The sequence below is a fragment of the Pseudomonas sp. Leaf59 genome, assembly GCF_920984685.1.
Classification (GTDB): Bacteria; Pseudomonadota; Gammaproteobacteria; order Pseudomonadales; family Pseudomonadaceae; genus Aquipseudomonas.
The window spans coordinates 1-13413 of the sequence record NZ_CAKLBR010000001.1; the positions used below are offsets into that span (position 1 = coordinate 1).

General features: G+C 62.4%; 12 protein-coding genes and 2 pseudogenes. 4 read left to right on the plus strand and 10 right to left on the minus strand.

All coding sequences use genetic code 11. From position 1 onward, the window contains the following. Positions 1 to 131: 131 nt before the first annotated feature. Positions 132 to 737 (plus strand): annotated as a pseudogene (locus tag LUB09_RS00005) (DUF2252 family protein); the annotation flags it as partial. Here LUB09_RS00005 and yghX read toward each other — a convergent pair. Further along, the gene (gene yghX, locus LUB09_RS00010) at positions 738 to 1625 is read right to left on the minus strand and encodes a YghX family hydrolase (protein WP_231421154.1); all 888 of its coding nucleotides are present in this window, start codon (positions 1623 to 1625) and stop codon (positions 738 to 740) included. A gap of 81 nt (positions 1626 to 1706) precedes the next feature. Beyond that, positions 1707 to 2138: a nuclear transport factor 2 family protein gene (locus LUB09_RS00015; protein WP_209981645.1), complete on the minus strand. Its 432-nt coding sequence runs from the start codon at positions 2136 to 2138 to the stop codon at positions 1707 to 1709. Between the two features lie 151 nt (positions 2139 to 2289). Here LUB09_RS00015 and LUB09_RS00020 point away from each other — a divergent pair, with 151 nt between their 5' ends. Next, positions 2290 to 2502 (plus strand): DUF6434 domain-containing protein, encoded by a 213-nt coding sequence (locus LUB09_RS00020; RefSeq protein ID WP_209981647.1) that lies wholly within the window; start codon positions 2290 to 2292, stop codon positions 2500 to 2502. A 209-nt stretch (positions 2503 to 2711) separates the two neighbouring features. Here LUB09_RS00020 and LUB09_RS23930 read toward each other — a convergent pair. Both LUB09_RS23930 and LUB09_RS00025 read right to left on the minus strand, forming a co-directional pair. Next, positions 2712 to 2795: pseudogene (locus tag LUB09_RS23930) on the minus strand (hypothetical protein); the annotation flags it as partial. Positions 2796 to 2989: 194 nt separating this feature from the next. Then, positions 2990 to 4699, minus strand: a complete 1710-nt coding sequence (locus LUB09_RS00025; RefSeq protein WP_231421397.1) for an amidase — start codon at positions 4697 to 4699, stop codon at positions 2990 to 2992. Positions 4700 to 4815: 116 nt separating this feature from the next. Between LUB09_RS00025 and LUB09_RS00030 the strand changes: the two genes are divergently transcribed. Further along, positions 4816 to 5121 (plus strand): DUF2834 domain-containing protein, encoded by a 306-nt coding sequence (locus LUB09_RS00030; RefSeq protein ID WP_231421155.1) that lies wholly within the window; start codon positions 4816 to 4818, stop codon positions 5119 to 5121. Here the strand turns inward: LUB09_RS00030 and LUB09_RS00035 are convergent. The 4 genes from LUB09_RS00035 to proP all read right to left on the minus strand — a co-directional run bounded on the left by LUB09_RS00035 (position 5118) and on the right by proP (position 9764). Next, positions 5118 to 6284, minus strand: a complete 1167-nt coding sequence (locus LUB09_RS00035; RefSeq protein ID WP_231421156.1) for a GGDEF domain-containing protein — start codon at positions 6282 to 6284, stop codon at positions 5118 to 5120. The genes LUB09_RS00030 and LUB09_RS00035 overlap by 4 nt on opposite strands. Before the next feature lie 111 nt (positions 6285 to 6395). After that, positions 6396 to 7607, minus strand: coding sequence for an MFS transporter (locus LUB09_RS00040; RefSeq protein WP_231421157.1), 1212 nt, complete (start codon positions 7605 to 7607; stop codon positions 6396 to 6398). A 96-nt stretch (positions 7608 to 7703) separates the two neighbouring features. Further along, positions 7704 to 8210 (minus strand): GAF domain-containing protein, encoded by a 507-nt coding sequence (locus tag LUB09_RS00045; RefSeq protein WP_231421158.1) that lies wholly within the window; start codon positions 8208 to 8210, stop codon positions 7704 to 7706. Positions 8211 to 8261: 51 nt separating this feature from the next. Then, entirely contained in the window at positions 8262 to 9764 is a 1503-nt protein-coding gene (gene proP, locus LUB09_RS00050; protein ID WP_209981655.1) for a glycine betaine/L-proline transporter ProP, read from the minus strand. Positions 9765 to 10091: 327 nt separating this feature from the next. Between proP and LUB09_RS00055 the strand changes: the two genes are divergently transcribed. Beyond that, positions 10092 to 11495, plus strand: a complete 1404-nt coding sequence (locus tag LUB09_RS00055; protein ID WP_209981658.1) for an MFS transporter — start codon at positions 10092 to 10094, stop codon at positions 11493 to 11495. A gap of 132 nt (positions 11496 to 11627) precedes the next feature. Here the strand turns inward: LUB09_RS00055 and LUB09_RS00060 are convergent, their stop codons facing one another. Both LUB09_RS00060 and LUB09_RS00065 read right to left on the minus strand, forming a co-directional pair. Further along, a complete protein-coding gene (locus LUB09_RS00060; protein WP_209981661.1) occupies positions 11628 to 12920 on the minus strand; it encodes a PQQ-dependent sugar dehydrogenase in 1293 nt (430 codons plus the stop codon). Continuing rightward, positions 12917 to 13333 (minus strand): DUF2231 domain-containing protein, encoded by a 417-nt coding sequence (locus tag LUB09_RS00065; protein WP_231421159.1) that lies wholly within the window; start codon positions 13331 to 13333, stop codon positions 12917 to 12919. Before LUB09_RS00065 ends, LUB09_RS00060 begins: the two co-directional genes overlap by 4 nt. Positions 13334 to 13413 lie beyond the last annotated feature (80 nt).

The window sequence follows — 13413 nt, forward strand, 5'->3', positions numbered from 1 at the left end:
TCGACTTGGTCTACGACCGACAATTTAAAAGCTAGCGTGTAATCGCGTTGGCTGCGCCTTTTTCCCGTATCCATTGAGTCCTCCTGAAGAAAGGTCAGAAGGTGTAAACCTTATTCAGGACGGGACACGGCTCCGATGAGCTGCATCACCTGGTGACCTCGCTCAAGGGACGGCCCAAGGACGCCAAGGTCGAATTGATGGACTCGGCCTATTGGGTCAAGGGTTGCAGCTCGCTCGGCCTGCTGCGTTACGCGGCGCTGTTGCGCGTTGGCGACAAGGACGATCAGGAATACTGCCTGATCGACATCAAGGAGGCGGTCGGCGCAGCGGCACCGCGCGCAGCCCGCGCAAAAATGCCACGGGACAACGGCCGGCGCGTGGTGGAGGGCGCCCGTCAGCTGTCACCGGGGTTGGGTGAGCGCATGTTGGCGACGCGTTTTCTGGACCATGGTTTTTTCATCCGCGAGCTGCTGCCCCAGGACATGAAGCTGGAGCTGGACGAATTGAGTGAGATCGACGCCATGCACGCCGCCGGTTACCTGGCGCGCGTGGTTGGCATCGCCCATGCCCGGCAAATGGATCGGGCGACGCGCAGGCACTGGATGGCCATGTTGCAGGAGAACCGCTCACGGCAGCTGGATGCACCGTCCTGGTTATGGACCAGCGTGGTGCAACTGGTGGGCAGCCACGAGCAGGGCTACCTCGACCATTGCCGGCGGTATGCGCTGGAACACTGATCAGGCCAGGTATTTATTGAACCAGCCCAGGGTGCGCTCCCACGCCAGGTTCGCCGCCGCTTCGTCGTACCGTGGCGTCGAGTCGTTGTGAAAGCCGTGGTTGGCGCCCTTGTAGATGAACGCCTCGTAATGCGTGCCGGCCGCTTTGAGCGCCTGTTCATAGGCCGGCCAGCCTTCGTTGATCCGCGTATCCAGCTCGCCGTAATGCAGCATGAGCGGCGCCTTGATGCGCGGCACATCCCTTGCCTCGGGCTGGCGTCCGTAGAACGACACGGCGGCGCCCAGTTCCGGGTAGGCCACCGCCGCCGCATTGGTCACGCCGCCGCCGTAGCAGAAACCGGTGATGCCGACCTTGCCGGTGCTGCTGTCGTGGTGCATCAGCCATTCGATGGCGGCGAAGAAGTCGTTCATCAGCTTGGTCGGATCGACGGTTTGTTGCAGCGCCACGCCTTTTTCATCGTTGCCGGGGTAGCCGCCCACGGAGGTCAGGCCATCGGGCGCCAGGGCGATAAAACCGGCCTTGGCCAGACGTCGGGCGACGTCTTCGATGTAGGGGTTGAGGCCTCGGTTTTCGTGAACCACCACCACCGCCGGCAACTTGCCTGCAGCTTTCGCAGGGCGCACCAGGTAGCCGCGCACCGTGCCGTTGCCCTTGGGTGAGGGGTAGGTGATGTAGTCGGCCACAATGTCCGGGTCGGTGAATTTCACCTGCTCGGCCAACGCATAGTTGGGGCTCAGCGCCGCGAGCAGCGCCGAAGCGGTCAGGCCGCCGAAGGTGAACAGCGCGGCGCGGTCGAGAAACTCGCGCCGGTTGAGCTTGCCATGGGCGTAGCCGTCGTAGAGTTCCAGCAGTTCGGGGGCAAAGTCTTTGGCGGTGAGACGAGTCATCGGTGCACTCCTCGATTGGCGATGGCAAGCACTATAGACCAAGGCGGGCCGCCGCCTGGATTCGTGTCGGTGTGCGCCCAATCAGTACTTGTAAGCCTGACGACCGATCAACAGCCACTTGCCTTTCTGCTTCTGCCAGACCTGGAAGTTGTCGATATCGGTCGGCACGTCGACGCCGCTGTTCACTGCCAGGGCGTGAAAGTGATTGCGCACCAGGGCGGTGTCACCGTTCAGGGTGATGGTCTGGTTCTGCATTTCGAGGGTCTTGAACGCGCTGACGTGGTTTTCCAGGTCGGCGATAAATTGCGCCTTGGTCTGCACCTTGCCGCTGGAGTGGCCGTAGGTGAGGTTATCGGAGGTCAGCGCGTTGAGCTGCTTGAGGTCCAGGTGCAGCATGGCCTGGGTCAGTTGATCGACGGCCTGGGCAACCTCTTTTTCGGCAGGGGCAGGCGTAGCGGCGACGTAGCCGGCGAACAGGCACAGAAAACCGATCAGCACTTTGAATTTTTGCATGGGGGTTCCTTATTGTTGTGGGGGCGCACGCTCACCAGGTGAGTTGTCGTACAACCATGCAATAGATTCGAAAGCGAAGGAAAGTGAATTTTTGAAATATCTTGAAAGGACTATGCTGATGCCCAATCACCCGACGCCTGCGAGAGCCTGAATGGAATTTAACTGGCACAGCGACCGACTTACCCGCGCCACGCCTGTCACCTCAGGCTACAAGAACACTCAGAACGTACGCCGATTCATGCTTGAGCAGTGTGGTACGGCGTTCAAGTTTGATCGGCCGTTCATGGCCTGGATCCGCAACGGCACGCCCAAGACACTGGGGGATGCGGTGGACGAGTGGCAACGCCGGCAAGCCGACGTTTAAACCTCTGCAAACAGGGCTCTTGTGGCGAGCGGGCTTGCTTGTGGCGAGCGGGCTTGCCCCGCGTTGGGCTGCGAAGCAGCCCCAGTAAAGACAAATGCGCTGTATCAGGCACTCCCTGGGACTGGTTTTGGGGCTGCTCCGCACCCCAAAGCGGGGCAAGCCCGCTCGCCACGGGGCGTTTCGCGATCCTCGAATTTGCATTCAGCCTGTCATTCAGTCGCCAGCGGCGGAGTACGCGGCGGCACCGGGCGACGGCTGCCGGTGGCTTCATACGCCGCAGCAAAGCGCAGCAGCTAAACCCTGGTAAACAGGGCTCTTGTGGCGAGCGGGCTTGCCCCGCGTTGGGCTGCGAAGCAGCCCCAGTAAAGACAAATGCGCTGTATCAGGCACTCCCTGGGGCTGGTTTTGGGGCTGCTCCGCATCCCAACGCGGGGCAAGCCCGCTCGCCACGGGGCGTTTCGCGATCCTCGAATTTGCATTCAGCCTGTCATTCAGTCGCCAGCGGCGGAGTACGCGGCGGCACCAGGCGTTTGCTGCCGGTGGCTTCATACGCCGCAGCAAAGCGCAGCAGCGCCGAGTCGTCGTAGGCGCGGCCGGCAAAGGTCAGGCCGACCGGCATGCCGATGTCCGCCATCACGCCCATCGGCACGGTGACGGTGGGCACGCCCAGGTGGCGGATGGCAAGGTTGCCGTTGGCCACCCACACGCCGTTGCTCCAGGCGAGATCGGCGGACGCTTCGTTCACGTCGGCATCCGCCGGGCCCACGTCGGCCACGGTGGGGAACAGCACGGCGTCGAGTCCGCGTGCGTCCATCCAGTCTTCCAGGTCTACCCGGCGCGTGTGTTCCAGACCGCGCAGGCCATCGGGCAAGGTCGCGATTTCGTTCCAGGGCGTGATGCCGCGCTGGGCCATGCGCACGTATTCGTCCATGCCGGCGGCCAGGTCGTCTTCGCGGTTGGGCAGGGTGCCGGGGTCGTGGGGGAAAATCTGCGGGCCGTCCACATCGGCCAGGCGGTTGAGCGCCGGATCGCCGTTGGCGCGCAGGAAGTCATCAAAGCCCCAGGCCGACAGTTCCCACAACTCATCGTGCAGAAATGCCTCGGATACCAGGCCACGGGTAAACACGGTCGGCGCGCCGGGGCGGTCGCCTTCGCAGTTGGACACCAGCGGGAAATCCACATCGATCACTTCGGCTCCAGCCGCTTCCAGCGCCTGGCGTGCTGCGTGCCACAGGTCGATCACCGATGCGCGGGTGTTGATCTTCTGCCCGGTCGGGCCGCCGATGCCGGGTTTTTCACTGGTGCCGGCCTCGGGGTCGGCATTGATGTACATGCGCGGCACGCCAAAGCGTTTGCCGGCGAGGGCGGCGCTGTCGGTAGCGAGTGCCGCGTAGGACGCCGGGCGCACCGCGCTGACGCTTGGGATCGGTACCCACGGTTGCAGACGCCACAGGTCGCCACGGGTGTCGGGGTCTTCGGCCACCACCACGTCGAGCACTTCCAGCAGGTCGGCCATGGTGCGCGCGAAGGGCACCACCACGTCCATGGTCGGGGTCAGCGGCCAGTTACCGCGCACCGAAATCACCCCGCGCGACGGCGTGTAGGCGCACAGGCCATTGTTCGACGCCGGGCCACGCCCGCTCGACCAGGTTTCCTCGGCCAGCCCGAACGCTGCAAAGCTCGCCGCCGTGGCCGTGCCGGCACCGTTGGACGAGCCGGACGCAAAAGGCGCCGTCAGGTAATCGGCGTTGTACGGGCTCTCGGCACGGCCATACACGCCGCGCTGCATACCGCCATTGGCCATCGGCGGCATGTTGGTCTTGCCCAGGCAGATGGCGCCACCGCCACGCAGCCGTTCAATGGTAAAGGCGTCACGCTGGGCGACCAGCCTGGCAAACGCCGGGCTGCCGGATGCAGCGGTCAGGCCCTTGACCAGATAACTGTCTTTGGCGGTATAGGGAATGCCATCCAGCGGCCCGAGTGTTTCACCCCTGGCCCGGCGCGCATCGGACGCCTTGGCTTCGTCGAGCGCATCAGGGTTGCGCACCACCACGGCGTTCAACGCGGTGGCGGTGTGCGGGCCGTCATAGGCATCGATCCGCGCCAGGTACGCCTTGACCAGTTCAACGGCAGTGGTCTGGCCGGACTCAAGCGCAGCGCGCAATTGGGCAATCGAGACTTCGGTAACTTGCATCAGATTTTTTTCGCCGCCTTCACGTGGGGGTATGGCGGCAGTCTACGTACAGATATTTCACAGTGCCAGCTTGCTGCTAAGGTGAGCGCTTTGATGATTCACGCTCCAAGGAGGAGAAGATGCCAAGACCCTATATTGCCCTGATCGCTCTGGTCGGGTTTTCGTTGTACACCGTGGCGACGATGTTAACCGCCGAGCAATCGCTGCTGGCCTTCGGGCGCGAGTTGATGTCGCGCCCGGACACCGCCCAGGTGGTGATTGACCTGTACCTGATGGCGGCGCTGGCCTGTGTGTGGATGTACCGCGATGCCAAAGGGCGAGGGCGCTCGGTTGTCTCACTGCTGCCGTACTTTTTGTTGACGGCACTGTTCGTGTCGGTGGGGCCGTTGCTCTACATCGTCGTAAATGGATTTTCACGACGCTAGCGCAGGCCGCCCGCGCCGGTGCGGTCTACCAGTTGCAGGCTGTCACGCCCGCCGCGCTTGGTTTCGTAAAGCGCGGTGTCGCCCAGTTCGATCACCGCCGCCAGCGAGGCAGGTGGCTGGTCGAACAGGTTGGCGCCGATGCTCAAGGTGACCGGTGCGGGCGTGGTGAAGGCTTGCGCGGCGCGTTGCTGGAATTGCTCGCGCAGGTGACTGCCCAGTTCGATGATCTGCTGCGTGGAGGTGTTGCTCAGCAGGATTACGAACTCATCGCCGCCCTGGCGGGCCGACAGCGCGCCCTGGGGCGTCGCGCTGCGGATCAGTTCGCTGAGGTCGATCAGCAGGCGGTCGCCGGCGGTATGGCCGTAGAGGTCGTTGACCAGCTTGAAGTTGTCGATGTCGATCAGCAGCAGCGCCCCGGGTTGCGTGGACGACACCTTGGCCAGCAGACGCGGTGCCCGCAGTTCCAGGGCGCGGCGATTGTAGAGGGCGGTCAGCGGGTCACGGGCGGCGAGCCGGGCGATCTGCTGTTCGCGGCGATGGCGCTCGGAGCCGGTCATCGACAGCGCAATCAGCATGATCGCCATGGCGCCTTCCACCAGGGAAATCTGGATGATCTCGCCCTTGAACGAAGCCAGGTCGATCAGCGCGCCCGGTATCAACACCGACAGCGCCTTGACCACATAAAAGCCGCCGTGAAACCGCAGCACGTAGCGCAGCTGTACCGCGCCGATGCTCAACGAGCTGCCGTGGGGCCGCAGCAGGTAGCTCGCCCGCAGCGTCGGCAGCGCCACCAGCAGCGACTGCACGCCCAGCATGGCCTTGGACCAGGGCAGGTCGGCGGGCAGCGCCAGCATGCCGAACCACACCACAAGCATCAGCAACCAGGCCCGCGAAAGCTTTACCTGAGTAAACCGTGCAACGCCAAGCAGAAACAGCACGTGCGCGCTCACCAGCATGCCATTGGCGAGCCAGATGCCGATCATTAAAAAACCGTTGATGCGCAGCAAGGCCAGGGTGGAACCGACGCCGATGGTGGCGAAACCGCTGGCCCAGAACAACAGCGAGGGTTCGCGCACGCTGTGCCATTCAATCGCAAGGTAAAGGGCGGCAGCGGCTGCCAGGGCAACGGTCAGTGCCAGAATCGTAGGAGGGTCGAGCGTCATGTTGGTGCCGGGGTTGCCTGGATGTGCGTTTAAAAACGCGATTGTAAGCGCACACGCAGGTTTTTCGGAGCTTTCAGAGTGATGGCTCAGTGATATCAGATAGCCGGTTCATCAAACGCCTTTGGTCGACGGCAACAGGATCGTCAGGATGCCCACCAGCGGCAGGAACGAGCAGATCTTGTACACGTACTCGATACCGTGATTGTCCGCGAGCAAGCCCAGCAACGCCGCGCCGATCCCGCTGAAACCAAACATCAGCCCGAAGAACACCCCGGCGATCATTCCCACATTGCCCGGCACCAGCTCCTGGGCGAACACCACGATGGCCGAGAAGGCCGAGGCGAGCACGAAACCGATCACCACGCTGAGCACGGCAGTCCAGAACAGGTCGACGTAGGGCAGGGCGAGGGTGAACGGCGCCGCGCCGAGGATCGAGAACCAGATGACTTTCTTGCGCCCGATCTTGTCGCCAATCGGGCCGCCGGCGAAGGTGCCCACGGCGACGGCGCCGAGGAACAGAAACAGGTACATCTGCGAGCTGGACACCGACAGCTGGAATTTTTCGATGAGGTAAAAGGTGAAGTAGCTGGTCAGGCTGGTCATGTAGAAGTATTTGGAAAACACCAGCACCGCCAGCACCACCAGGGCAAAGGTCACGCGGCCTTTGGACAGGCCGTGGGTGGCTTTGCCGCCTTGCTTGAGCTTGAACAGGTTGAGGTGGTTGCGGTACCAGCGGCTCAGGCCGTACAGCACCAGAATGGCGAACACGGCAAACAGGCCGAACCAGGCGATATGGGTCTGGCCGTAGGGAATGATGATCGCCGCCGCCAGCAACGGGCCGAAAGCGCTGCCGGTGTTGCCGCCCACCTGGAAGGTCGATTGCGCCAGGCCGTAGCGTCCGCCCGAGGCCAGGCGCGCGACGCGGGACGTTTCCGGGTGGAAGGTCGACGAGCCAACGCCCACCAGCGCCGCCGCCATCAGGATGGCGGGGAAGCTGCCGACAAACGCCAGCATCAGGATACCGACCAGGGTGCACACCATGCCGGCCGGCAGCAGCCAGGGCTTGGGGTGACGGTCGGTGTGGTAGCCGATCCAGGGTTGCAGCAGCGAGGCGGTGAGCTGGAACGTGAGGGTGATCAGGCCGACCTGGGTGAAGCTCAGCCCGTAGTTGGCCTTGAGCATCGGGTAGATCGACGGCAGCACGGCCTGGATCAGGTCGTTGATCAGGTGGGCGAGGGCGCAGGCGCCCAACACGCGCATGACCAACGGGCTTATCTGGGGCGCAGGGGCGGCAGCGGAGGGTGTGACGGTGACGGTCGACATGCAGGCATTCCATACAAGGCAGCTAACAGGGGCTGACAGTACTTCAGCTGGCAGCTCATTTCTAATTGTTTCGAGGCCTGTGCTGCAGGCATTCCGTTACTGCTCGGACACCGACAGGTTTGCGTAGAAAATGCAGCCGATCAAGCGTGCGAACAGGCTCAGGGTTTCCGGCAGGTTGGGGTCTTCAAACAGCATTGCGCGCGAATCCAGGGCGCACAGGGCACCGTAGAGACGGCCATCGGGGAGGAAGATCGGCGCGCCGGCGTAGCTTTCAATGTCGAACTGCTTGACCACCGGGCGTACCGCGAAACGGCCGCTCTTGCTCACTTGCGGGATGAACAGGGTATTAGGGTTGACGCAGAATTCGCTGCACAGGGTGGTTTCCAGGTCCAGCACGTCGTTGGCGTTGATGCCCATTCCCGAAGGGTCGTAGACCGAACAGACCACCCACTCGACGTCGGTGAACTTGGCGATCCCGGCAAAGCGCATGCCGGTCAGGCGGGTGACCAGTTGCAGGATGCTGGTGGTGGCTTCGATTTCGGCAATGGCAGCGCGCTCGTCCGCGCTGAGCAATGATTGTGGGGCGATGACGCTTGGAACCATTTGGAACACTCCAAAGACGTGGCGACCGAGGCCGCCACGTGCAGGCAGGTACTAGTTGATGCGTGGATGCTGTTGTACCAGATTGTTGCGCTTGGCTTCCAGTGCGGCGATCTCGGCATCGATATCTTCGATCTTCTGCTCGATATTATCGTGATGTTCCTGCAACAGTTCCTTGGCTTCTTCCATGTCCGAAGCCGCGGGCGCCGCGCCGCGCAGGGGCTTGTTGGCGGTTTCCTTCATGGTCAGACCGGTGATCAGGCCGATTACCGCGAACACCATCAGGTAGTACGCGGGCATGAACAGGTTGTTGGTGCTTTCCACCAGCCAGGCCACCGCCGTCGGGGTAACCCCCGCGATCAGTACTGACACGTTGAACGCACTGGCCAGGGCGCTGTAGCGCAGGTGAGTGGGGAACATCGCCGGCAAGGTGGAAGCCATCACGCCGATAAAGAAGTTCAGCACCACCGCGAGGATCAACAGGCCGGCGAAAATCAGCCCGGTCTTGCCGCTGGTGATCAGCATGAACGCGGGGATCGACAGCAACAGCAGGCCGATGCTGCCGGCGATGATGAAGGGCTTGCGGCCGATCTTGTCGCTGACAAAGCCGATGAACGGCTGCACGAACAGCATGCCCACCATGATTGCGATGATGATCAGCACGCCGCTGTTTTCGGCGTAGTGCAGGTTATGCGACAGGTAGCTGGGCATGTAGGTGAGCAGCATGTAGTACGTCACGTTGGTGGCCGCGACGATACCGATGCAGGTCAGCAAACTGCGCCAGTGCTTGGTAGCGATCTCCTTGAACGACACTTTGGGGCCATGGGTCAGGCCTTCGCGGTCGCCCTGTTCGAGCTTGTCGACGTGCTGTTGAAAGGCCGGGGTTTCTTCCAGCGCATGGCGCAGGTAGAGGCCGATCATGCCCAGGGGCAGGGCCAGGAAGAACGGCAGACGCCAGCCCCAGGCTTCGAAGTCCGCCTCACCCAGTACGGTGGAAATCAACACCACCACGCCCGCGCCCAGCACGAAACCGGCAATCGAGCCGAAGTCCAGCCAACTGCCGAGGAAGCCACGCTTGCGGTCAGGAGCATATTCGGCGACGAAGATCGACGCGCCGGTGTATTCACCGCCCACCGAGAAGCCCTGGGCCATTTTGCAGAGCAGCAGCAGGATCGGTGCCCAGATGCCGATGGAGGCATAACCGGGAATCAGGCCGATGGCGAACGTGCTCAGGGACATGATCACGATGGTGGCGGCGAGGACTTTCTGTCGCCCGTATTTGTCACCCAGTGCGCCGAAGAACAGGCCACCCAGTGGACGAATCAGGAAGGGAACGGAGAACGTGGCCAGGGCTGCGATCATTTGCACGCTGGGGGAGGCATCCGGGAAGAACACCTTGCCGAGCACATAGGCGACGAACCCATACACGCCAAAGTCGAACCATTCCATGGCGTTACCCAGTGCGGCGGCGGTGATCGCCTTGCGCATCTTGGCATCGTCGACAATGGTGATGTCTTTCAAACCGATGGGTTTGACGCTTTTCTTACGTAGTTTCATGCAGGCCACTCTAAACAGAACAGGGGGAGTGCCATCGTTGCAGTGGCACCGCTGTGCTGCTTCAGATACACGCGGACACGAAATAATTCACCTTGTTGCATATTTTTTTGCCTTTTCCGCCTGCAGGCGAGAAGGCCATCGAGTGATGCGCGGCTGTCATCCTACAACCTGTTGCGGCTGCCGTTTTTCATACCCCTTTAAATCCTTGCCCAATCGGCAATATTTCAGATTGACACCCTGTAGCCGTCCCGATATAAAAGCCACAGTTGTACGACGACATATGACGTTACATATGTCCTATCTAACAAAAATAAAAAAAGTGATGCCATGAATCTGAACGAGCCCATCAGTGCCCATCGTGTCGGCCAGGCGGTCGGCAATTACCGCTGGACCATCTGTGCGATGCTGTTCTTCGCCACCACCGTCAACTACCTCGACCGCCAGGTGCTCAGCCTGCTGGCGCCGCAGTTGTCGACGCAATTTGGCTGGAGCAACACCGACTACGCCAACATCGCGGCGGTGTTCCAGTTTGTCTACGCGATTTCCATGCTGTTTGCCGGGCGTTTTGTCGACAGGATCGGCACCAAGGCGGCTTACGTCATCGCCATCGGCATCTGGTCCAGCGGTGCCATCCTGCACGCGTTCGCGGTGCCGATGGGTGAGGGGATTGCGGCGGTCAGCGGCGCAATCGGTCTGGCGGTGATCCCGGTGTCGATTGCCGGTTTCATGCTGGCGCGTGCGGTGCTGGCGATTGGCGAGGCGGGTAACTTCCCGATCGCCATCAAGGCCACCGCCGAATACTTTCCGAAAAAGGAGCGCTCGTTCGCCACCGGTATCTTCAACTCGGGTGCCAACGTGGGCGCGATCCTGGCGCCGATCTGCGTGCCACTGATTGCCGGCATGTGGGGCTGGGAGGCGGCCTTCATGGTGATCGGCATGCTCGGTTTCGTGTGGGTGGCGATCTGGGCCGCCGTGTATGAGAAGCCGGACCAACAAAAACGCCTGTCGGCCGAAGAGCTGGCCTACATCCGCAGTGACCAGACCGCACAGCCGCTCACCCCGGCGCCTGCCGGCAGCGTCGCGAAGAAAGTCTCGTGGTTCAAATTGCTCACCTACCGCCAGACCTGGGCCTTCGCCTTCGGCAAGTTCATGACCGACGGCGTGTGGTGGTTCTTCCTGTTCTGGTTGCCCACGTACCTGTCGGCGCAGTACGGCATGAAAGGTGCGGATATCGTGATGCCGCTGGCCGTGCTGTACAGCATGACCATGGTCGGCAGCATCGGCGGCGGCTGGTTCCCCAGCTACTTCATGGCCCGAGGCGACGCACCTTACGACGGCCGCATGAAAGCCATGCTGGTGATCGCACTGTTTCCGCTGGTGGTATTGCTGGCGCAGCCGCTGGGCTACATCAGCTTCTGGATACCGGTATTGCTGATTGGCGTGGGCGCGTCGGCGCACCAGGCGTGGTCGTGCAACATCTTCACCACCGTGTCCGACATGTTTCCGCAGAAGACCGTGGCCTCGGTGGTCGGCATCGGCGGCATGGCCGGCGGCCTGGGCGGTGTGGTGATGACCAAGATCGGCGGCTGGGTGTTCGACTATTACAAGTCGATCAATGACATCCACACCGGCTACATGATCATGTTCGCGATCTGCGCCCTGGCGTACCTGGTGGCATGGAGCGTGATGAAGACGCTGGTGCCGCGCCACAAGGAAATCACGGACCTCTAAAAGCGGCGGCGATCAAGTGTGGAAGGGGGCTTGCTCCCGATGGCGGTGGGTCAGTCAATGCAGATGTTGACTGAAACACTGCCATCGGGAGCAAGCCCCCTCCCACATGTTGATCGCCGTTATCAGACCAGGTTACGGGTTGCGCGTGACTCGCCAAATGGTATTGGCCAGGTCATCGGCAATGATCAGCGCGCCTTTGGGGTCAACCGTCACGCCCACCGGGCGGCCGCGGGTCTTGCCGTCATCGCCGCGAAAGCCGGTGGCGAAATCAATCGGCTCGCCAGCCGGCTTGCCATTGCTGAACGGCACGAAGATCACTTTGTAGCCCACCGGGTTGGGACGGTTCCAGCTGCCGTGTTCGCCCACGAATACGCCGTCGGCAAACCTGGCGCCCATGGCCGGGATGGAAAAGTCCACGCCCAGCGCCGCCACGTGGGAGCCGAGGCTGTAATCCGGCTTGATCGCAGCGGCCACCTTGGCCGGGTTTTGCGGTTGCGCCCTTGGGTCGACGTTCTGCCCCCAATAACTGTAGGGCCAGCCGTAGAAGGCGCCTTCACGCACCGAGGTCAGGTAATCCGGCACCAGGTCCGGGCCCAGTTCGTCGCGCTCGTTGACCACCGTCCACAATTGCCCGGAACCCGGTTGAATGGTCAGCGCGGTCGGGTTGCGCAGGCCGGTGGCGTAAGGCTTGTGCGCGCCAGTGGCGGCGTCGATCTGCCAGACCATCGCGCGGTCGATCTCCACTTCCATGCCACGTTCGGTCACATTGCTGTTGGAGCCGATGCCCACGTAGAGCTGGCGCCCGTCCTCGCTCACGGCCAGGGACTTGGTCCAGTGATGATTGATCTGCGCCGGCAGGTCGGTGACCTTGGTCGGTGCGCCGCTGGCTTTGGTCTGGCCGTCGGCATAGTCGAAGCTCACCAGCGCATCCTGATTGGCCACATAGAGCTTGCCGTTGGCGAAGGCCAAGCCGTAGGGCGCGTTGAGGTTGTCGGCAAACACGGTCTTGAGTTCGTACTTGCCATCGCCGTCTGCATCGCGCAGCAGGGTGATGCGGTTGCCGCTCTTCACCTTGGTGTTGCCTTCGGCCTTGATCAGGCTGGCGATCACGTCCTTGGGCTTGAGCTTGGCGGCGCTGCCACCGCGACCTTCGGCCACCAGAATGTCACCGTTGGGCAGCACCAGGGTCTGGCGCGGGATCGCCAGGTCGGTGGCAATGGCGGTCACACTGAAGCCTTCGGGCACCGTGGGCTTGCGGTCGCCCCAGGGGGTCGGCTCGGCAATCTTCATGCTCGGCAGCAGGCTGCTTTGCTGTTCCGGCAACTTGGGATCCGGGCCACGGGCCTGGGTCTTGTCGCCTTCGCCACCGCAGGCAGCCAGCAGCAGTGCGGCGCTCAATAAGGTGAGGGTGTGGGACGTTTTCATTTGCTACCTCCGGCGCGCAGGCCAGTCCAGGTTGCCGCCAGGGTCAGCAGCAGCACGATGGCCGACAGCACCAGGCCGGCGGGCATGGCGGCGTAGGCATCCTTGGCGTGTTGGAAGGCATTGACCAGGCCCAGGACCCAGGTGGCCAGCAACAGCAAAACGTACAGCAGCGGTGCCCCGGCCTTGCGCTCGGCGCGTACCAGGTTGACCAGCGCGCACAACAGCGCCAAACCGCAGAACAACAGCGCACCGGCGATCAGCCAGGAGGCAAAGTTGGCCCACTGAATCTGGAAAGTCTGGGTGTAGGCGATGTCACTGAGCAGGGCGCCGAGAAACAGCGGCACGGTGCCGGCGAGCAAGGTCGCATGCAGCGGCCCGGGGGTGATGCGTTGATACGCGGGAAGGGTAGTCATGGGGGAACGGCTCCTTGTTGTACAACGCCCCAGGTTCGGGGCAGCGCATAGGAAAGGAACGCAGCGTTTGTCAGAAAGTT

What these genes read in the sequence shown, in the direction of transcription:
- yghX (WP_231421154.1), bottom strand. Translation starts at nt 1,625, where the DNA reads ATGACTCGTCTCACCGCCAAAGACTTTGCCCCCGAACTGCTGGAACTC.
- LUB09_RS00015 (WP_209981645.1), bottom strand. Translation starts at nt 2,138, where the DNA reads ATGCAAAAATTCAAAGTGCTGATCGGTTTTCTGTGCCTGTTCGCCGGC.
- LUB09_RS00020 (WP_209981647.1), top strand. Translation starts at nt 2,290, where the DNA reads ATGGAATTTAACTGGCACAGCGACCGACTTACCCGCGCCACGCCTGTC.
- LUB09_RS00030 (WP_231421155.1), top strand. Translation starts at nt 4,816, where the DNA reads ATGCCAAGACCCTATATTGCCCTGATCGCTCTGGTCGGGTTTTCGTTG.
- LUB09_RS00035 (WP_231421156.1), bottom strand. Translation starts at nt 6,284, where the DNA reads ATGACGCTCGACCCTCCTACGATTCTGGCACTGACCGTTGCCCTGGCA.
- LUB09_RS00040 (WP_231421157.1), bottom strand. Translation starts at nt 7,607, where the DNA reads ATGTCGACCGTCACCGTCACACCCTCCGCTGCCGCCCCTGCGCCCCAG.
- LUB09_RS00045 (WP_231421158.1), bottom strand. Translation starts at nt 8,210, where the DNA reads ATGGTTCCAAGCGTCATCGCCCCACAATCATTGCTCAGCGCGGACGAG.
- proP (WP_209981655.1), bottom strand. Translation starts at nt 9,764, where the DNA reads ATGAAACTACGTAAGAAAAGCGTCAAACCCATCGGTTTGAAAGACATC.
- LUB09_RS00055 (WP_209981658.1), top strand. Translation starts at nt 10,092, where the DNA reads ATGAATCTGAACGAGCCCATCAGTGCCCATCGTGTCGGCCAGGCGGTC.
- LUB09_RS00060 (WP_209981661.1), bottom strand. Translation starts at nt 12,920, where the DNA reads ATGAAAACGTCCCACACCCTCACCTTATTGAGCGCCGCACTGCTGCTG.
- LUB09_RS00065 (WP_231421159.1), bottom strand. Translation starts at nt 13,333, where the DNA reads ATGACTACCCTTCCCGCGTATCAACGCATCACCCCCGGGCCGCTGCAT.